We start from the raw sequence: 18,754 nt of genomic DNA, 5'->3' as shown, positions 1-18,754 counted from the left end.
CACTCTTAGAAGCGCCCGTCAGGAATCCAGAGAGGAGAGGTGTCATCGGCATGCCCGGAAACAGGACAAAGTGGTCCTGCGGAGCGGTCGCGGTGCTCACGCTCAGCGCGCTGCTCACCGGCTGCGGCGGCTCGGACGAAGCGAGCGGCGGCGGCAAGACCGTTCTGCGCTACACCTGGTGGGGCAACCCCGACCGGGCGGCCCGCACTAGGGAAGCTGTCGCGCTGTTCGAGAGGGAGCACCCCGGGATCACGGTGCAGACCTCGTTCGCCGGCTACGAGGCGTACAAGCAGAAGCTCGCCACCCAGGCGGCGGGCGGGGACGCCCCTGATGTGATGCAGCTCGACTACCGGCAGATCGACCAGTACGCGTCCGGCGGCATCCTCCTCGACCTCGGAAAGCAGAAGAAGACCCTGCACACCGACGAGATCGACCCCGGCCTCCTGGCCACCGGGGTCGTCGACGGCACCCAGTACGCGATCCCGCAGGGCCGCGGCACCGAGACCGTCGTGTACGACGCCGAGCAGTGGAAGGCGGCCGGGGTGACGCTCCCGCGCAAGGGCTGGACCTGGGACGAATGGGCCGACGCCATGCGGCAGTTGGCCAGGAAGTCCGGGAAGGCGGGCTCCATCGACCCGGGGCAGAGCGAGGACTGCTTCGAGGTGTGGCTGCGCGGCCAGGGCAAGTCGCTCTACACGAAGGACCGCGGACTCGGCTTCACGGCCGACGACCTGACCCGTTGGTGGACCTTCACCGACAAGCTGCGGCGGGAGGGCGCGGTGACGTCCGCCGAGCAGACCACACAGCTCGACGGGTCGGTGGAGAACCAGCCGCTGGCCCGCGGCACGGCGGTCGCCGACTTCAACTGGGACGCGCCCGCCAGCGGATACACGCCGATGGTGGGCGAAGGGCTGACGCTGGCCCCGATGCCGTCAGGCGCGGACGGCACACCCGGCCAGTACTTCAAGCCCTCGATGTTCATGGGCGCGGCGGCAGGCAGCGAACACCCGGAGGAATCAGCCGCGTTCATCGACTTCATGATCAATGACGAGAAGGCGGCAGCGATCCTGGGCGCCTCCCGCGGTATCCCCGTCAACGAGCCGATCCGCGATGAACTCGGCCCCGAACTCAAGGACTTCGACAAGACCGTCGCCGACTACCAGGCCTCCGTCGACGGCAGCCTCAAGACGCCGCCGCAGGCTCCGCCCAGCGGTGACAACTCCCTGCAGACCACCTTCCAGCGCGACTACGACCAGGTGTCGTTCGAGCAGATGTCACCCCGCGAGGCCGCGGAGGACTTCATCACCGAGGCGAAGGCGGAGCTGAGGTCATGACCACCACCACCGACATACCCGCGAAGGCCGCGCGGACCAAGAGCCCCGCACCACCGCCGAAGCAGCCCGGCAGGCTCCGGCGCGAGGGCGCCGCCTGGGTCTTCCTGTCACCCTGGGTGCTCGGCGCCGTCGTCCTGACGCTCCTTCCGATGGCCGTCTCGCTGTACCTGTCCTTCACCGACTACGACCTGTTCAACGCCCCGCGCTGGGTGGGCTTTCGCAACTACGTCCAGATGTTCACCGAGGACCCGCGCTACTGGCGCTCGGTCGGCGCGACGCTGATGTACGTCGTGATCGCCGTGCCGCTGCAACTGGCGCTCGCCCTCGCCGTCGCGCTCGCCCTGAAGTCCATGAAGCGCGGCAAGTCCTTCTACCGCTCCGCCTTCTACGCCCCTTCGCTGCTCGGCGCCTCCATGTCCATCGCCCTGGTGTGGCGGGCGGTCTTCAACGACGGCGGCACCGTCGACAACCTCCTTGCGGACATCGGCATCCACACCGGCGGCTGGGTCAACAAGCCCGGCTGGGCGCTGCTCGCCGTGGCGCTCCTGACGGTCTGGCAGTTCGGCGCCCCCATGGTGATCTTCCTGGCGGGTCTCCAGCGGATCCCCGTCGAGCTCTACGAAGCGGCGGCGGTGGACGGGGCGAGCCGCAAGCGGCAGTTCGTCTCCATCACGCTGCCGATGCTGTCGCCGGTGCTCTTCTTCAACCTGGTGCTGCAGACCATCCAGGCCTTCCAGGTCTTCACGCCCGCCTTCGCGGTCAGCGGTGGCAAGGGCGGCCCCGCCGACTCCACTCTCTTCTACACGCTCTACCTCTACGACCGCGGATTCGTCGCCTCACACATGGGTTACGCCTCCGCCATGGCCTGGGTCCTGCTGCTCGCCATCGGAGCCGTGACCGCGGTGCTCTTCCGCACCTCGCGCTCCTGGGTCTTCTACGCGAACGAGGGGGAGCGATGACCACCACCACTGCCACCACCGCGGCCCGGCGGTCCTTTCCCTGGCGTCGCGTCGCGCTGCACGCCGGATGCCTGGCCGCGCTCCTGGTGATGCTCTATCCGCTGGCCTGGCTCGTCGCCACGTCACTCAAGCCCGCCGACGAGGTGATCGCGAGCCTGAACCTGCTGCCGAGCAAGCTGGAGTGGTCGAACTACTCGACCGCCCTCGACGGCGTGGACGACGTCTCCGTCGGACGGCTGCTCTCCAACTCGCTCCTGATCGCGGGCGGCGCGGTCCTCGGCAACGTACTCAGCTGCTCGCTCGCGGCCTACGCCTTCGCCCGGCTGCGCTTCCGCTTCCGCGGGCCGCTCTTCGCCTTCATGATCGCGACGATCATGCTGCCGCACCACGCCGTCCTGATCCCGCAGTACATCATCTTCAACCAGCTCGGCATGGTGAACACCTACTGGCCGCTGATCCTGCCGAAGTTCCTCGCCACCGAGGCCTTCTTCGTCTTCCTCATCGTGCAGTTCATGCGCGGCCTGCCGCGCGAGCTGGAGGAAGCCGCCAGGATCGACGGCTGCGGCCCGTTCCGGAGCTTCTTCCTGGTCGTCCTGCCGCTCACCAGGCCCGCGCTGATCACCACCGCGATCTTCACCTTCATCTGGACCTGGAACGACTTCTTCACCCAGCTGATCTATCTCTTCTCTCCGGAGAAGTTCACGCTGACGCTGGCCCTGCGGTCCTTCGTGGACGCCTCCAGCCAGTCGGCGTTCGGCCCGATGTTCGCCATGTCGGTGATCGCACTGCTCCCGATCGTGCTGTTCTTCCTGGCCTTCCAGCGCTTCCTGGTCGAGGGCATGGCCAACTCCGGGGTCAAGGGATGAGCGCGCGGGCCCGCGAGACGGGCGAGATCTTCGGGCCGCGCATGACCCTGTTCGCGGACGTCCTGGCACTCGGCGTGGTCACGGCGCTCGCCTGCCTGCCGCTGATCACCGCTCCGGCGGCGCTCTCCACCGCCTGCGCGGTGGTGCGCGGCACCGGGGTCGGCCAACCCGCCACGGCGAGGCGTTACTTGCTGCTGCTACGCGGTCGGTTCCGCGCCGGTGATCTCGCCGCTGGGACGGTCGCACTCACCGGGGTGCTGCTGCTCGTGGCGGACCTGGCGCTGGCCGGGGCGGGGCTGCCGGGGGCCCGGGCCTTCGCCGTGACGGCGGCGGTGATCGGAGCGTGCGGTGTGATCGTGGGCCTGCGCGCCTGCGCCCGTCCCGAAGCGCTGAGCGACTGGCGTGCCGCGGTGCGCGGAGCCGCGGGCGCAGCGGTGCGGGATACGGGCGGCAGCCTCCTGGTCCTGCTCGCCCTCGGGGCGGCCGCGCTGTGCGCATGGATGATGCTGCCGCTCGCGTTCCTCGTGCCGGGGCCACTGGCCCTGGCGCTGACTGCCATCGATGTACGCAACGTACGGACGACCCCGTGCTGAGCCGCTCTTGGGGCTACGGGCGGCGGGCGAGGAAGACGAGTTCCCTGCCGGGGCGGTCGGGGGCGTCGCGGATCTCGTCCACCACATAGCCGTGGGCGGTGAGCGAGGCGGTCACTTCGTCGCGCTCGCGGAAGCGCAGGGTCGATTCGGAGGTGAGCGTCTCGCCGGTCGAGGTGAGGACGACGGTGCCGCGGAAGGTCACCAGGGGCAAGCTGACATCGGTGACGTCCACCCAGGTCTCGACACCGCCGACGCCCTCGACGGTGACCGTGCGGCGGGTCGCGGCCCGGTTCCACCCCTCCCAAGCCCGCCGGGCGGGGTCACGGGTCTCGAAGACGAGGTGGCCGCCCGGCCGCAGCGCGGCATGGATGCCGCGAAGGGTGGACTCCCACACCTCCGGGTCCGCGATCGCCTGGGCCACGTTGGCGGTCATGGTGGCCAGGTCCACCCGCATGGCCGGGAGCGCGCTCGCGTCGCCGTGGATCCATCGCACGCGCTCGCTGCCGGGCTTGGAACGGGCCACGTCGAGGGAGGCCGCTGCCGGGTCGACGCCGGTGACGCGGAGGCCGCGGTCGGACAGGAGCAGCGCGAACGTCCCCGTGCCACAGCCGACGTCCAGTACCTGATGCGCTCTCAGTTCCGCTGCCACGTCGGCATATACGTCCAGGTCGCCGCGGTCCGCCTCGAGCGGATCGTAAAGTGCCGCCAGCCTCGGGTTCTCGTACGCCTCGTCCGCCACGCGCGGCACGCTACCAACGCGAGTGGCGGCGAGGGCACTCCTTTTCGGTGCCTCGCCGCCACTCCCGCCGTTGCCGCCGCGACCTAGCGGTTGACGGTCAACTCCTGGATGCCCGCGGGCTTCTTCGCGTCCTTGGACGTGAACTTCACACGGACGTAGCGGGCCGTGGCTCCGTCGTCCGGCTCGGCGGTCTTCCAGTGATGGCCGTCTCGCGACGTCTGCACTGTCTGCTTCGTGGGCTTCACGTCCGTCCAGCGCGGGGTGATCCCGGTGATACGGGAGACCTTGCCGAGGTCCGCGGTGAGCGTGGCACGGGCGGTGTCGGGGACCCAGGCGGTGGCGGTGTTGCCGTCGAGTGCGGCGTCCGCGTACTGGCCCGGCTGCTCCGAACTCGCCTTCGCGTCACGGCACCTGGCGAGGTTGTCGGTCGGCTCGAGGTCCGGGCGGCGGGTCTTGATGTGCGCGGGCGTGCCCTCGCTGACGACCTGCTTGCCCTGCGGGGTCTCGATCTCGAAGGGCTCGCCGTGCGTGAGGCGCACCGTCGTCTCATGGGCACCGATGGCGATGTCGTACGTACGTCCCTGCCAGTGCAGGGCGTTGAGCTTCACGCCCTGGGACAGCTGCGGCGGCAGCATCGGGTCGAGGTGCACGCTGTTCTCGTGCATCCGCTGCCCGGTCAGTCCGTTGGTGAAGACCTGGAGGAAGCCGCCCTGGCCGGTCGTGAAGTTCTGCGCCGGGGAGCCCGACAGCGGATCGGAGGCCCCCGCCTTGTCGCCGCGCGCCTCCGAGAACAGGTCGAACGGGCCGCGCACGAAGGGACGGATGGAGCGCGTCAGGTAGGTGTACGCGGAGCAGCCGGGCTCGCCGATCGCCGCGGCGTCGATGGCGTGCACCGAGTCGGTCATGGCGGGACCGTCGGGGTCGGTGCGGGCCGCGTAGTAGTCGAGGGTGTTCGTGGCGGCCTGCTTCGACATCGGCCACTCCAGCGGGTACATCAGCAGCACGGTGTCCGCCTGCTTGATCACCGAGCCCTTGTAACCGTCGTACTGCTGGAAGACCTGCTTCTTCTTGTCGTAGGGGATACGCAGCTTGTCGGCGACGGTGTTCCAGCTCGCCGGGGCGTCCTTGCCGAGCAGTTCCGCGGCGCGGGTGGCGGTGCGCAGAGTGGTGGCGGCGCCCGCGTTGGTGAACACGCCGTCGTCGACGCCGTTGCTGTACTCGTCGGGACCCGCGACGTCCTTGATGGAGTAGCTGCCGTCGGCGTTGCGCGTGGCGCGGTCGGCCCAGAACTCGGCAATGCCCTGGATCACCGGCCAGCCGCGGGAGCGCAGCCACTTCGTGTCCTTGGTCGCGAGGTAGTACTGCCAGGCGGCCAGGGCGACGTCGCTCTGCAGGTGGTTCTGGGTGCGGCAGTGCGGTGGGTCCACGCTGTGGCACTCGGCCTTGAGATCGCCCTTGCTCGCGCTGGTCCAGGGGTAGAAGAGACCGCGGTGGCCGAGCTTCTTCGCGTTGGCGCGGGCGCCGTCCCGGGTGCGGTAGCGGTACTCCACCACGGACTTGGCGAGGCCGGGGTGGGCGGCGAGCAGCGCCGGGTACATCCAGGTCTCCGCGTCCCAGAAGACGAGGCCCGCGTAGTTGTCGCTGCTCAGTCCGGTGGGGGAGATGCTGTTGGCCGAGCCGGGGCGGGTGCTGGACAGCAGCCCGTACTGGGCTGAGCGCACCCACGACTGGAGTTCGCCCTGTCCTGCCACCTCGATGTCGCTGCGCCACAGCTTGCGCCAGGCAGCGGTGTGGCCGGCGAACAGTGCGTCCCAGCCCCGCCCGGCAGCACGCTGCGAGGCCGCGACGGCATCGCGCTCGGGGGAGCGGGAGGTCAGTGCGGTGTCGACGCCGACGTACTTGGTCAGTTCGTAGGTCTGCCCGGACCGGACAGGCAGTCCGACGGACTGATGCGCGCTCAACTTGCGGGCAGGAGCAGAGGTTTGTTCATTTTCTGTACGCGCGCCGTGCCCGGCGCGGAGCGTCGAAGCGACCGTCCCGTCGGTCTTCGTACCGTCCGTGCGGAACCCCACGGCCATGGTGCGCCCCCCGGAGCGTTCGCCGCCGCCGGTGGCTGTCATGCGCCGGGCGCCGTGTCCGTCGATACGGTCGGTGACCTTCGCGTCGCCGTCCCAGTGCGGGGTCATGCGCAGGCGTACGGCGCCGACGTGGGGGTTGTCGCGGTCCGCGAGGACGTCGTAGACGAGGTCGGTGGCCCGGCCGTCCGCGGCCGTCCAGGTGAGCTCGGTCCGCACCAGGCCACGGCGCAGGTCGAGGCTCTGCCGGTAGTGCGAGATCCGGGAGGCCGGGGTCGCGGAGGTGAACGTCTCGGAGCCGGGGCCACCGGTGGAGACCGTGAGGGGGCTCCAGGTGGGGATGGCCGCGGCGACCTCGCGGTTCTCGGTGGTGTCCTTGTTGTGCGCGTACAGCCCGGAGACGAAGGAACCGTCGTAGCGGCGGCTGAACAGCGGCCATCCGGTCTTGGCGTCGGAGGCGGTGTAGCCGGATCCGTCGGGCGCGACGCGCTGGCCGAGATAGCCGTTGCCGACGAAGGCGTGGTACGTGTCCTTCGCGTCGATACGGGTCGACGTCAGCGTCCAGTCGTCATGGGGGGAGGGCGCGGGCGTCGTCGGTTTCTCGGTGCCGGGGGACGCGATGTCGGCCGCCGCGGTGGGGGGAACGGCTGCCGCAAGCACACCCACGAGGAAGGGTGCGATGAACCGGGCCGTGCGGGGGAGGGACCTCATTGTGCTCCGTTGCGGGGTCGCCGGGGAAGGTCAGGCGACCATAAAGAGGTGAACGGTCCGCGTCAATGAGTCGCGCGATGTGTTGAAGAATCAAACGAACCCGCGAGTAGGGCCCGTGTCGAGCGCCCGTGCCGAGTCAAGGCTCGGTGCCTACGCCTTGGTGCCCCGGGCCCACAGTGAGCGCACATGCCCGAGATGGCGTGTCATGCACTGTTCCGCCCCTTCTGCGTCACCCGCCACCATCAGGTCCAGGAGCTCGATGTGCTCCTGCGCCGACGGGATCAGCCGGCCGCGTTCATCCAGCGCCGTAAGGCCATAGAGGCGGGAGCGTTTGCGCAGGTCACCGACAGTCTCGACGAGCCGGTCGTTGCCGCCGAGCGCCAGTAGGGAGAGGTGGAACCGCCGGTCCGCCTCGAGATAGCCGATGAGGTCGTGCTCCCGGGCCGCGCGCACGATCTCCTCGGCGACGGGGCGCAGCTGTTCCAGCTCCGCGCGCGACGCGGACCGCGTGATGCGGCCGATCATCGGGACCTCGATGAGGGTGCGGATCTCCGTGTACTGGTCGAGGTCGCGTTCATCGACCTCGGTGACGCGGAAGCCCTTGTTGCGGACCGGCTCCACCAGGCCCTCACGGGCCAGATCGAGCATCGCCTCGCGCACCGGTGTCGCGGAGATCCCGAAGCCTTCGGCGAGGACGGGTGCGGAGTAGACCGCGCCGGGCCTGAGTTCACCGGATATCAGCGCGGCCCGCAGGTGGTGGGCCACCTGATCGCGCAGCCGCTCCCGGGGAGTGACGAGGGTGCGCTGTGGGAGGTGACCCATGGTGGTGATCCCTTCGTGGCCCCGCAGGCCGTGGCCCGCGCGCCCGCCCCGAGTGGTTCACCAGCGTACAAGGTCACGTTGTTCTGTCCCCAGGGTCTGGCGGGCCGTCACGGCGGCCGCGAACAGGGTGAACCTGCCGATTGCGAAAGGGGAGTTGCCAGTCACACGGTGTCTGAGGGGTTGTCAGTACCATTTCACATTACTACGTTACGCATCACATGGCGGAGCCGCTCCCCTCAAGTGGCCCTGACGACGCGTTAGTTGTGGCGCCAAGCCCCGTGTCGTGCCGCCATGCACCGCTCTCCCCACCTCCCACACATCAGGAGCCTGTCGTGCACCAGCCCCGTACCCTGCACAGATCCGTGGTAGCCGCGGCGATATCCGTGGCGTTGTGCGCCACGGCCGCACCCGCCGCCGACGCGGACGGCCCCGCACCCGATCGGCGTCCGGTCGCCGCTTCACCCGCCGCGCCGGGACCCGAGGCGCAGAGCCCGTTCGACCGGGTCGACCGCCGCGCCAAGGCCCCGAAGCCGGCCACATGGAAGCTCCCCGCCCCCGGTGGGCTCGCCGACGGTCGTGTCCCCGGCCCCCGAACGGACAAGGCGAAGGCCACGGGCGACGTGCCCCGCGCCACTGTCGGCAAGGTGCTTGTACCGTGCACTCTCGACGGCGTCACGGGCTTGTCGCCCGCTCGGTTCGTCGACTTCCTCGCCGATCCTGCCGTCACCGCCGACGGCTGTCTGCGCGGTCTGATCTGGAACTGGGACCGGCGCCTCGCCCCGGTCATGTCGGCCGCCCACATTCAGGCCGTCTCCCAACGCGCCACCCAGCTCGCCGCATCCCACGACGGCACCAACCGCAGCCACCTCCTTGAGATGTTCACCTACCTGCACGCCGTCTCCTACCAGGGTTTCTCGCACGACGAGGTCGACATCACCGACCCGGCGACCCTGGCCGCCATGCGACGGGCCGTGGACGCCTTCGGCGCCGCGGCCCACGCCTTCGACGTCACGCGCTCCAACGCCGAGACGCTCCGCGAGGCGCTGATCGCGGCCAGTGCGGCAGGGTTGCGTCAGCACCAACTCCCGCTCGTCAAGCGGGTCCTGGCGACGATGGACGCCGCCCACCCCGACACCGCCCAGGACACGAGCTGGGCAGGCGCCGCCCTCTCCGCGCTCACCCTGAACTACCTCGGTGTCTATCCGGGCAACCAGGACACCGCCTTCCGTGCCGCGGTGGCAGCGGACCCCTCCTACCGCGCCGCCTTCAAGGCGTTCGCCGGGCACACCCACCTCAAGGGCAGGCCCAACGCCTGGGTCGTGCGCGACGCGGTGAGCGAGTACGGCAGGATCGGCCAGATCGACGCCCTGCGGGCCGAGACCGTCGCCGGGCTCGGCCCGCTCCTTGACACCACCGCCCGCAACTTCGGTGACGGCAGCGCGCCGTGGGCGAAGGTCGTCACCTGGCTGATCGAATTCGAGGCCTGCGAGCCGTACCAGGTGTGCAAGGACGACATCGAGCGTCGTCTCTTCCCGCAGACCTACGCGTATGACGAGGGTGGCATGAAGGTCCGCACCGCCCTCGACCGCGACACCGTCGACCAGCTCTACTACGCCAGCAAGCAGGTCAAGGCCCAGTTCCACCGCGTCGTCGGCACCCAGGAGCCGCTGGGCGGCGACCCCAACTCAACCCTGACCACGGTCCTGTACGCCTCCCGCGCCGACTACGAGAACTTCCATCCGCTGCTGACCGGCATGGGCACCGACAACGGGGGCGTCTACATCGAGAGGGGCGCGACCTTCTACACCTACCAGCGGCGCGTCCCCCAGGACTCCTCGCTGACGCTCGAGGAACTGTTCCGCCACGAGTACACGCACTACCTCAACGGCCGCTGGGCGGTGCCCGGCTTCTTCGGTGAGGGGCCCTGGTACGAGCGCGACCGGACCACGGCGATGGACGAGGGCACGGCGGAGTTCTTCGACGGTGCCACCCGCGACGACGGCATAAAGGTCCGCAAGTCCCTGATCCAGGGCATCATCGACGACACCGCTGGCGGTGGGCCGCGCATGACCGTGGACCAGCTGCTGCACGCCACCTACGACGGGGACGGCTTCCGCTTCTACGACTACGCCGGCGCCTTCTTCGAGTTCCTGTGGACCGAACGCCCCGCGCTGATCAAGGAGATGTACCGGCACCTGCGCTCCGACGACCCGCGCGCCTTCGACGCCTGGCGCGATCGCCTCGGCCGGGACTCGGGGCTGCAGAGCGGCTTCGACGCCTTCCTCGACCAGCAGATCGCGCATGTCGACGACCTGTTCGTCCCCGACACCGAGTACGTCCCCGTCGCCCAGCTGCGCGACAGCACGGCCGGCCAGGTCCGCTCCTCGTTCGTCGCGACGACCGGCATCACGCCCGACTGCCGCTCCACCAGCACGCCCGGCCGCCCGCGGTTCGCGTGCGCCGGCCGGATCACCGCGAACCTCAGTGACGCGGCAAGCGCCGACCTCGTCTTCAAGGACATGTCCGAGACCGTCGACGGCTTCATCCTCGACCGAGCCGCGGGTGGCGACAACAACCTCGCCGACATGAACTGCACCTTCGGCGAGGTGGACATCTGGACCAACGGCCGCGCCGGGACGTCCGACTACACCTGCGAGGGCCCCTTGCGCGGCTGACACCCCTGCGGGGCGGACAACATCCGCGCGACACCGGTGATTTCGCCGATGTCCACACTCCGTCGGCACCGCCACGGTGGGGACCGCCAACCAACACGGCGGCCTCCACCGGGGCGTACCTCCCTCTCCCGGGTGGCTCCGCCACGACCGAGAGGACCCCTCCGTGCGCCTGCACGTCTTCTCCCGCCCTGTGGTGCGGGCCGCTCTGGCCGCCGCGGTCGCCACCGCCGGCCTCCTCGGCACCGGCCTCGCGCCCGGCGCCCAGGCCGCCGCGGACAACCCGTACGAGCGTGGCCCCGAACCCACCGTCTCCAGCATCGAGGCCACGCGCGGCTCGTACGCCGTCTCGCAGACCGACGTCTCCTCGCTGAGCGTGTCCGGCTTCGGCGGCGGCACCATCTACTACCCGACGTCCACCGCCGACGGCACCTTCGGTGCGGTCGTCATCTCGCCGGGCTACACCGCCTACCAGTCGAGCATTGCCTGGCTCGGGCCCCGGCTCGCCTCCCAGGGCTTCGTGGTCTTCACCATCGACACCAACACGACGCTCGACCAGCCCGACAGCCGTGGACGCCAACTCCTGTCCGCGCTCGACTACTTGACGAATTCGAGCTCGGTGCGGGGCCGCGTCGACGCCTCCCGGCTCGGTGTGATGGGCCACTCGATGGGCGGTGGTGGCACTCTGGAGGCCGCCAAGAGCCGTACCTCGCTGCAGGCGGCGATCCCGCTGACCGGCTGGAACACCGACAAGACCTGGCCCGAGCTGCGTACGCCCACGCTCGTCGTGGGCGCCGACGGTGACACCGTCGCCCCCGTCGCCTCCCACTCCGAGCCGTTCTACCAGTCGCTGCCGAGCAGCCTGGACAAGGCGTACCTGGAGCTCAACGGCGCCTCCCACTTCACGCCGAACTCGTCCAACACGACGATCGCGAAGTACAGCATTTCCTGGCTGAAGCGGTTCATCGACAACGACACCCGCTACGAGCAGTTCCTCTGCCCGTTGCCGAGGCCGAGCCTCACCATCGAGGAGTACCGAGGCAACTGCCCGCACACTTCCTGACCCTGATGACCCGTCATGGGGGCCCGCCGTCCGCCGCCGGTCAGCCGGAGGCGGACGGCGCGTGTCGTGTCCCGGGCCTTCGGACTGTGCCCGGGCACACCTGGACGCGGATGCCGCTGGTGGCGTGCCCAGTGCGGCGGACGCGGGGCTTCCGGGCCGTGTTACGCGGAAGTAACGTGCGGGCGTGACCCTTTCGACGACCGTACCCGGCGTGCTCAGGGCTCCCGAGCTCCACGGCCGCCGCGAGGAAATCGCCGCAGTGGAATCCCTGGTGGGACGCTTACGGGCCGGCAGGGGCGGCGTGCTCGCCCTCACCGCGCTGCCCGGCCTCGGCCGCACCGCACTCGTCGAGTACGCGCGGGCGATCTGCGTGCCGGTGCCGTCAGTGCGACTCGTCGCTCCGGCAGCGTTGCCGCGTGAGGGCCCGCTGCTGGTCTGCGTCGACGACGCGCACACCTGGCGCCCGGCGGACCGGGCTGCTCTCGTGGCCGACCTGCGCCGCCGACCCGCCGAAAGTTCCGTCGCCGTCGTACTCACCCGCACCGAACGCCTCGCAGGATCAGACGAGTTGGGCGGGCTCACCACCCTGCGCCTGGGTCCACTCGACGACAGCGCGGCTGCCGCCCTGTTCGACCGGCTGACCCGCGGCTCGGCCGACCCGGACGTCGGAGCCTGGCTGATCCGCGAGGCCGCGGGCAACCCGCGCCTGCTCACCGCCCTGGTCGCGGCCCTGACCCCAGGCCAACTGTCCGGCCGCGCCGCACTCCCCGACGACCTCCCCGGCGGCGAAGCCATCCTCGCCGACTACGCCACCCACATCGACGACCTGCCCATCCCCACCCGATCCCTGCTGCTGCTCGCAGCGGCGGCCGGGGAGCATGAGGCCGAGGGTGCGGGGGCGGATCTGGCTCTGCTGTTGCGGGCTGGGGTGGTTGGGGGGCGCGCGGCTGAGGGTTCCGTGGGGCTCGCGCCCGCTGAAGCTGCTGGGGTGGTGGTCGGAGTGGGTGGGCGGGTTCACTTCGCTCATCCTCTTCTTCGCCGGGCTGTGCTTTACCGTGCCCCGCTCGCTCGCCGTAGAGCCGCCCATGCCCGGCTCGCCGTGGTCTGCCGGGACCGCCTCTCCCGCCTGGTCCAACTCGCCTGCGCCGCAGGGGATTACGACGCGCGGCTCGCTGGGGCCCTTGCCGCCGCGGCGAGCGCGCCCCGCCCGCCGGCCGAGCGTTCCGCCGCCCTGGCCCGCGCCGCGGCGCTCACCGCCGACACGACACTGCGCACCGACCGGCTCGCCGACGCGGCCGAGGCGGCCCGGCAGGCAGGCGACCCCGTCCGGGCCCGCGCCCTGCTCGCCCGCACCGCCGGTTCCCCCGCCCACGGCCGCGTCCACCAGGTCCGGGGGCTGTTGTCCCTCGCCGATGGCCCTGCCGCCGACGCCCGGGAGGCCCTGCTCACCGCCGCCGTGCTGCTCCCGCCCGAAGCCGCCCGCCACGCGCTGATCGGCGCGGCGGAGGCGGCCTGGGCGATGGGCGACGCCGCGGCCTACCGGGAGGCGATGGCGCGTGTCCCCACCTGCGCCGACGACCCGCCCCTGGAGGCGTACCGCGCCGGGATGTGCGCGGTCCTCTCGGGCCGCACCGCCGAGGGCCACGCCCTGCTGCGCCGCTGCCTGGACGAAGTGCCACGGACGGCCGAGCCGGCCGGGCTGCTGCGCGCCGGAGCCGCGGCCCTGGTCGTCGGCGAGGTCGAGACAGCCTGCGGCGCCGGTGCCCGAGCGCTCGCGGCCGTGCGCGCTTATGGCCCCGAGGTCCTGCTGCCGCGCGCCCTGGAGCACCTGGCGTACGGAGAGCTGCGTGCGGGACGGCACACCACGGCCCGGGCGCACGCCCTCGAAGGGCTTCGTGCCGCGCACCGGATCGGGCAGCCCAACGTCGCCGCCTGTCTGCACGCCGTCCTCGCGCTCGCCGCCTCCGTGGAGGGTGACGCGGACGCCTGCGCCGGGCACGCGGCGGCCGCTGCCGCGGGCGCGGGACCGCACGGTCTCCACCAGGCCGCCACACTCGCCACCTGGGCCGTCGCGCGAGCGGATCTCGCGGCGGGGCGCCCGGGGGACGCGGCGGCCCGCCTCGCCCCCCTGGTCGCGCCGGGACCCCGGCGCGGGCACTTCGCCGTCAGGATGCTCGCCGTCCCCTGCTTCGTCGAAGCGGCCGCAACGACGGGGCGCACGGCAGAGGCCCGTGACGCCACAGCCGAGTTCACCCGCTGGACCGAGGCCACCGCGGACCGGCTCGCCCCGGCCCAACTGGCCCGCTGCCGCGCCCTGCTGGCTCCGCCGCAGCAGACGGCCACCGCGTACGAGAGCGCGCTCGCGCACCACGACCGCTCGCCCGGCGAGTTCGAACGGGCCCGTACGCAGCTGCTGTTCGGCCAGTGGCTGCGCCGCAGGCGCCGTACCCGCGAGGCGCGCGGCCCGCTGCGCGACGCGCTGGTCGGCTTCGAGCGGTGCGGGGCCCGCGCCTGGGCGGACCGCAGCCGTGGTGAACTCCGCGCCGCGGGCGAGGCGGTGGCGGGGGAGCCGGGAGCAGGAGTGCTCTCGGCGCTGACCCCGCAGCAGCAGCGCATCGCCCGTCATGTGGCGGAGGGCGCCACCAACCGCGAGGTGGCGGAACGCCTGTCGGTGAGCCACCGCACCGTCGACCACCACCTGCGCAATGTGTTCGCCACGCTGGGCGTACGCTCCCGCGTCGAGCTGTCCCGGCTCCTCGGCGGCGACGGAGGGTTGCCGGACCGTGATGAGGAGATTGCCGCACACCTCTAGGTACCGACTGGGCGGTATGCCATTCTTCGGGCGTCAGGAAGATCCGGCAGTGCGCACACTCCCGTGGAGGCCCCATGCCACACGTCCTGCGGTCACGGGTCGGTCCCCTGCACGAAGTGCCCGCCATCGCCCCGCTCGCACCCGGCGCCCGCTCCCTCCTCGACGCCGAGGCCGTCGCCGTACTGCACCGCGCGGCCCGCGCCCTGCTGAGGGACCTGGCCGCGATGACCGACCGGCTCGTCGCGGAACTGCGCGAGCAGGAGCCCGCCTACCGCGCGGCCATCGAGGCCCGCCCCACCGAGGTGTGGCAGGAGGTGCACCGCTCGCTGCGGTACAGCGTCACCTCGCTCCTCCAGCCGGCGGAGACCAGGGAGGCCGCACACCGCACATCCATTCAGATCGCCGGGGTACGCGCCGAACGGGGCCTGCCGCTCGACGCGTTGCTGCACGCCTTCCGGCTCGGCGGGGCGATGGTGTGGCAGGGACTTGTCGAGGAGGTCTCGCGCGGCAACCCCGACGACATGCGGCTGCTCATCCATGTCGCCACGGACGTATGGAACTTCGTCGACGAACACTGCGGCGTGGTCGCCGACGCCTACCGCCGCACCGAACGCCGCATGGCCTGGCGGCACGAGAACCGCATGCGGCTCCTGACCGCTAGCCTCCTCGACGGAAGCGCGCGGCTCACCGACCTGCCCACCGCCGCCGATGTGCTGGGGCTGCCCGAGCACGGGTGGTACGCCGTGATCGCCCTGGCGGGGGAGGGCGGCATCCTCACCCTGCCGCCGGGGACGCGGACCCTGCGCCACTCCGGCCCCGAGACTCAGTACGCACTGGTGCTGCTCGGCGACGCCGCCGCCGACGGCGGACCGGCAGCCGAACTGTCCGCGCTCGGCGCCGCTCTGGCCCTGCCGACCGGGGCCCGCGCCGGAATCGGCTCACCCGTGGAGGGCCTTGCCGCCGTCCCTCACGCCCGCCGCCTCGCCGACACCGCCCTGCGCGTCTGCCCCCGCAGCGGCGGCACCGTACTCCTGGACGAACGTCTGCCCGACGCCCTCGTCGTCTCGTCGCCCGAGCTCGCGGAGGCGCTCGCCGAGCGTGTCCTTGGCCCGCTTCGTTCCCTCGACCCCGCCGACCGGGACCTCCTCCTCGACACACTCGTCGGGTGGCTGGAGACGGACGGCTCGGCGCAGCGGGCCGGTGCCCGCCTCTACTGCCACCGCAACACCGTCCTCAACCGGCTGCGCCGCGTCGAGCAGCTGACCGGCCGCAGCCTCACCCGGGTCGGCGACCTCGTGGAGATCTCGCTCGCCCTCGGGGCCCGGAGGCTGCTCGGCGGGTGAGAGCGAAACGGCCGGTGGGCGGCAAGGGGAATCCCTTGCCGCCCACCGGAGAGTCGTACGCGTGTCAGGCCACCGGCACCGGGTACGTCGGGTACTCCACGCCGGAGACGTGCTGCACGACGCGGATCACCTGGCACGAGTAGCCGAACTCGTTGTCGTACCAGAGGTAGAGGATCGCGTTGTCGCCGTCGACCTTCGTGGCGCCCGCGTCGACGATCGAGGCGTGGCGCGAGCCGATGAAGTCGTTCGAGACCGCGTCGGGCGCGCTGGTGAAGTCGATCTGGCGCTTGAGAGGCGACGTCAGCGACACGTTGCGGAGGTAGTCGAGGACTTCCTCGCGGTTGGTCTCGCGGCCGAGCCGCAGGCTGAGGATCGCGATCGAGACGTCCGGCACCGGGACGCGGATCGAGCTGCCGGTGATGGGCGCCTTGAGGTCGGGCAGCGCCTTGGCGACGGCGGACGCGGCGCCGGTCTCGGTGATGACCATGTTGAGCGGCGCGGAGCGGCCGCGGCGGTCGGCCTTGTGGAAGTTGTCCAGGAGGTTCTGGTCGTTGGTGAACGAGTGGACGGTCTCCACGTGCCCGCGCACGACGCCGTACTCGTCCGCCATCGCCTTGAGCGGCGGGACGATCGCGTTGGTGGTGCAGGAGGCGCAGGACAGGATCTGCTCGTCCGGCTTGATCGTGTCGTGGTTGACGCCGTGCACGATGTTCGGGACGTCGCCCTTGCCCGGCGCGGTCAGGACGACCTTGTCGACACCGGGGCGCAGGTGTTTGGAGAGCCCCTCGCGGTCGCGCCACTTGCCGGTGTTGTCGATGAGGATGGCGTCCTTGATGCCGTACGCCGTGTAGTCGACCTCGGAGGGGTCGTTGGCGTAGATCACCTTGATCTCGTTGCCGTTGGCGATGATCGTGCTGTTCGCCTCGTCGACCGTGATCGTGCCCTGGAACTGGCCGTGGATGGAGTCACGGCGCAGCAGCGAGGCGCGCTTGACCAAGTCCTCGACGGCCCGCCCGCCGCTCTGGCGCACGACGACGGCGCGCAGGCGCAGTCCGTTGCCGGAGCCGGCCTTCTCGATGAGCAGGCGGGCGACGAGGCGGCCGATGCGACCGAAGCCGTACAGGACGACGTCGCGTCCTTCGCGGCTCTCGATCTTGTTCTCGCCCGTGGCGCCGGCGACCGCCTCGGCGGTGAACTCCGCCACCGACAGACCGCGGTCGTCGGCCCGGTACGTCGCGGCGAGCATGCCGATGTCGATCTGCGAGGGACCGAGGTCGAGCGTGGTGAGGGCCTGGAGGAACGGCAGCGTCTCGGTGACGGAGAGTTCCGCACCGGCTATCTGTCGCGCGAATCGGTGGGTCTTCAGGAGGCTGACCACCGACTTGTTCACCAAGGAGCGGCTGTGGAGCAGGACGGTGACGTCCCGCTCCCGGTGCAGCTTCCCGATGATCGGGATCATCGACTCCGCGATCTCCTCGCGGTGCTTCCAATTGGTGAACGAGTCGTCATTGACAGTCACAGGTTTATCTTTCGAGCTAGGCGGCGCTCATATGCTAACCCGAGCGACTTTTGATCTTGCAATGGGTGCCATCTGGGGGATCTAGCGACGTACGGCGACGGCGTTGAACGTGGTCCCGGGCTCCTGAGGGCTCGTGAAGCGGGCGTTGACGAGATAGAGGCGGTCGCCCCAGCGGGCCGCGGTGGTGGGGACGTCGAAGCGGGGGTCGGTGATCGTGCGGCGCAGGGTGGCGGTGCCGGCCTCGGCGTCGAGGTGGAACACGCTGATGAGGTTCAGCCGGTTCTGTACGACGTACAGGGTGTGGCCGATCCGGAGGAGGCCGTCGCCGTTGACCACGTTCTGCGCGCCGGACAGTGTGATCTCGGTGGCGTGCCCGGTCTTGAGGTGGACGCGGTAGAGCTTGCCGGGCGAGCTGCTGACGACGATCAGTCCCCGGCCGTCGGGGGTGTCGACGATGCCGTTGGCGTTGATCGCGTCCGGTGTCTGCACCCAGTCGCCGCGGAGCGGCAGGGCGCGCACCTTGCCCTTGCGGCCGCGCGGTACTCCATGGAGCACGCTGTCGCGCGAGTCGGTGAACCAGGCGCGGTCGCCGAGCAGGGTGACGTCGTTGATGAAGTGACCGGCGGCTTCCGTCAGTTGGTACGTGGCCACGAGGTCCCGGCTGCGGGTGTCGAGGACCCGTGCGACCCCGGTGTTCCCGGCGACGTAGAGCAAGCCGTCGTCGTCCACCTTCAGGCCGACCGCCACCGTGCCTGCGGCCCCCTCGTAGAGGATCTCGCCCCGGCCGGTGCGCAGGTCGGTGCGGTGGACGGCGCCGTTGGCGCGCGAGCCCATGTAGGCGTACGGCCTCTTGCCGATGGCGATGCCCTCGGGGAGGAAGCCGTCGGGGAGCGGGAACTCGGTCGGCCATGTGGCGCCCTGTGCGGCAGTGGCGGCGTCGGCCGTGCCGGCGCCGGCCGCCACCGCCACTGCCGCCAGGGCGGCGCTTTTGAGGGCGGTGCGACGGGATGGGCGGGGATGCTTCCGGTGATCGCGGGTCATGGTTCCTGGCCTCCGTGAAGGGCGGGGATGGGAGCATCGACTCTGTTGCGTGTCAGGCGTGTTGACAACGAGGTGGCCGTGCCCGGGGTTCCCTCGCGTCCTGGTCCCGCATGCGACCTGCGACTCAAACCCAGGCTTCGCGACCCCATAAGTTGTCCTTATGAGGTCATAGGTCAAGGCCGGGTACTAACTTAGGATTGCCTTA

13 protein-coding genes are annotated in these 18,754 nt (G+C 70.8%); 8 read left to right on the top strand and 5 right to left on the bottom strand.

Going from position 1 to position 18,754, the window contains the following annotated elements; translation table 11 throughout:
* The first annotated feature begins 50 nt into the window (after window positions 1-50).
* The 4 genes from ACZ5WE_RS08085 to ACZ5WE_RS08070 are packed head-to-tail and all read left to right on the top strand — an operon-like array spanning window position 51 to window position 3,752.
* Window positions 51-1,334: an ABC transporter substrate-binding protein gene (locus ACZ5WE_RS08085; protein ID WP_467684631.1), complete on the top strand. Its 1,284-nt coding sequence runs from the start codon at window positions 51-53 to the stop codon at window positions 1,332-1,334.
* Complete coding sequence (locus ACZ5WE_RS08080) at window positions 1,331-2,293, top strand: carbohydrate ABC transporter permease (protein ID WP_467684633.1); 963 nt, start codon at window positions 1,331-1,333, stop codon at window positions 2,291-2,293. Before ACZ5WE_RS08085 ends, ACZ5WE_RS08080 begins: the two co-directional genes overlap by 4 nt.
* Window positions 2,290-3,159, top strand: coding sequence for a carbohydrate ABC transporter permease (locus tag ACZ5WE_RS08075; protein ID WP_467684635.1), 870 nt, complete (start codon window positions 2,290-2,292; stop codon window positions 3,157-3,159). The genes ACZ5WE_RS08080 and ACZ5WE_RS08075 overlap by 4 nt, the downstream gene beginning before the upstream one ends.
* Window positions 3,156-3,752: a hypothetical protein gene (locus tag ACZ5WE_RS08070; RefSeq protein ID WP_467684637.1), complete on the top strand. Its 597-nt coding sequence runs from the start codon at window positions 3,156-3,158 to the stop codon at window positions 3,750-3,752. The genes ACZ5WE_RS08075 and ACZ5WE_RS08070 overlap by 4 nt, the downstream gene beginning before the upstream one ends.
* 13 nt (window positions 3,753-3,765) lie before the next feature.
* On the opposite strand, the gene ACZ5WE_RS08065 is transcribed toward ACZ5WE_RS08070, so the two are convergent.
* From ACZ5WE_RS08065 to ACZ5WE_RS08055, 3 genes are all read right to left on the bottom strand, one after another.
* Window positions 3,766-4,491 (bottom strand): class I SAM-dependent methyltransferase, encoded by a 726-nt coding sequence (locus tag ACZ5WE_RS08065; RefSeq protein ID WP_467684639.1) that lies wholly within the window; start codon window positions 4,489-4,491, stop codon window positions 3,766-3,768.
* An 83-nt stretch (window positions 4,492-4,574) separates the two neighbouring features.
* Window positions 4,575-7,277 (bottom strand): discoidin domain-containing protein, encoded by a 2,703-nt coding sequence (locus tag ACZ5WE_RS08060; protein ID WP_467684641.1) that lies wholly within the window; start codon window positions 7,275-7,277, stop codon window positions 4,575-4,577.
* Between the two features lie 150 nt (window positions 7,278-7,427).
* On the bottom strand, window positions 7,428-8,099 hold the full coding sequence (locus tag ACZ5WE_RS08055; RefSeq protein WP_467684643.1) for a GntR family transcriptional regulator: 672 nt from the start codon (window positions 8,097-8,099) through the stop codon (window positions 7,428-7,430).
* 332 nt (window positions 8,100-8,431) lie between these two features.
* Between ACZ5WE_RS08055 and ACZ5WE_RS08050 the strand changes: the two genes are divergently transcribed.
* From ACZ5WE_RS08050 to ACZ5WE_RS08035, 4 genes are all read left to right on the top strand, one after another.
* A complete protein-coding gene (locus ACZ5WE_RS08050; protein ID WP_467684645.1) occupies window positions 8,432-10,774 on the top strand; it encodes a collagenase in 2,343 nt (780 codons plus the stop codon).
* A gap of 163 nt (window positions 10,775-10,937) precedes the next feature.
* The gene (gene bdeA / locus ACZ5WE_RS08045) at window positions 10,938-11,834 is read left to right on the top strand and encodes a bis(hydroxyethyl) terephthalate hydrolase (RefSeq protein ID WP_467684647.1); all 897 of its coding nucleotides are present in this window, start codon (window positions 10,938-10,940) and stop codon (window positions 11,832-11,834) included.
* A gap of 184 nt (window positions 11,835-12,018) precedes the next feature.
* Complete coding sequence (locus ACZ5WE_RS08040; RefSeq protein ID WP_467684649.1) at window positions 12,019-14,646, top strand: helix-turn-helix transcriptional regulator; 2,628 nt, start codon at window positions 12,019-12,021, stop codon at window positions 14,644-14,646.
* A 74-nt stretch (window positions 14,647-14,720) separates the two neighbouring features.
* Window positions 14,721-15,989: a PucR family transcriptional regulator gene (locus ACZ5WE_RS08035; protein WP_467684651.1), complete on the top strand. Its 1,269-nt coding sequence runs from the start codon at window positions 14,721-14,723 to the stop codon at window positions 15,987-15,989.
* 64 nt (window positions 15,990-16,053) lie between these two features.
* Here ACZ5WE_RS08035 and ACZ5WE_RS08030 read toward each other — a convergent pair whose 3' ends face one another.
* Entirely contained in the window at window positions 16,054-17,508 is a 1,455-nt protein-coding gene (locus ACZ5WE_RS08030) for a glyceraldehyde-3-phosphate dehydrogenase (RefSeq protein WP_467684653.1), read from the bottom strand.
* A gap of 81 nt (window positions 17,509-17,589) precedes the next feature.
* Complete coding sequence (locus ACZ5WE_RS08025) at window positions 17,590-18,549, bottom strand: SMP-30/gluconolactonase/LRE family protein (protein WP_467684655.1); 960 nt, start codon at window positions 18,547-18,549, stop codon at window positions 17,590-17,592.
* Between the last annotated feature and the right edge of the window lie 205 nt (window positions 18,550-18,754).

This window comes from Streptomyces sp. NPDC033180, assembly GCF_055577645.1.
The sequence above is the reverse complement of the archived record's forward strand: the minus strand, read 5'-3'. Positions and strand labels throughout refer to the sequence as shown.

What these genes read in the sequence shown, in the direction of transcription:
- ACZ5WE_RS08085 (WP_467684631.1), top strand. Translation starts at nt 51, where the DNA reads ATGCCCGGAAACAGGACAAAGTGGTCCTGCGGAGCGGTCGCGGTGCTC.
- ACZ5WE_RS08080 (WP_467684633.1), top strand. Translation starts at nt 1,331, where the DNA reads ATGACCACCACCACCGACATACCCGCGAAGGCCGCGCGGACCAAGAGC.
- ACZ5WE_RS08075 (WP_467684635.1), top strand. Translation starts at nt 2,290, where the DNA reads ATGACCACCACCACTGCCACCACCGCGGCCCGGCGGTCCTTTCCCTGG.
- ACZ5WE_RS08070 (WP_467684637.1), top strand. Translation starts at nt 3,156, where the DNA reads ATGAGCGCGCGGGCCCGCGAGACGGGCGAGATCTTCGGGCCGCGCATG.
- ACZ5WE_RS08060 (WP_467684641.1), bottom strand. Translation starts at nt 7,277, where the DNA reads ATGAGGTCCCTCCCCCGCACGGCCCGGTTCATCGCACCCTTCCTCGTG.
- ACZ5WE_RS08055 (WP_467684643.1), bottom strand. Translation starts at nt 8,099, where the DNA reads ATGGGTCACCTCCCACAGCGCACCCTCGTCACTCCCCGGGAGCGGCTG.
- ACZ5WE_RS08035 (WP_467684651.1), top strand. Translation starts at nt 14,721, where the DNA reads ATGCCACACGTCCTGCGGTCACGGGTCGGTCCCCTGCACGAAGTGCCC.
- ACZ5WE_RS08025 (WP_467684655.1), bottom strand. Translation starts at nt 18,549, where the DNA reads ATGACCCGCGATCACCGGAAGCATCCCCGCCCATCCCGTCGCACCGCC.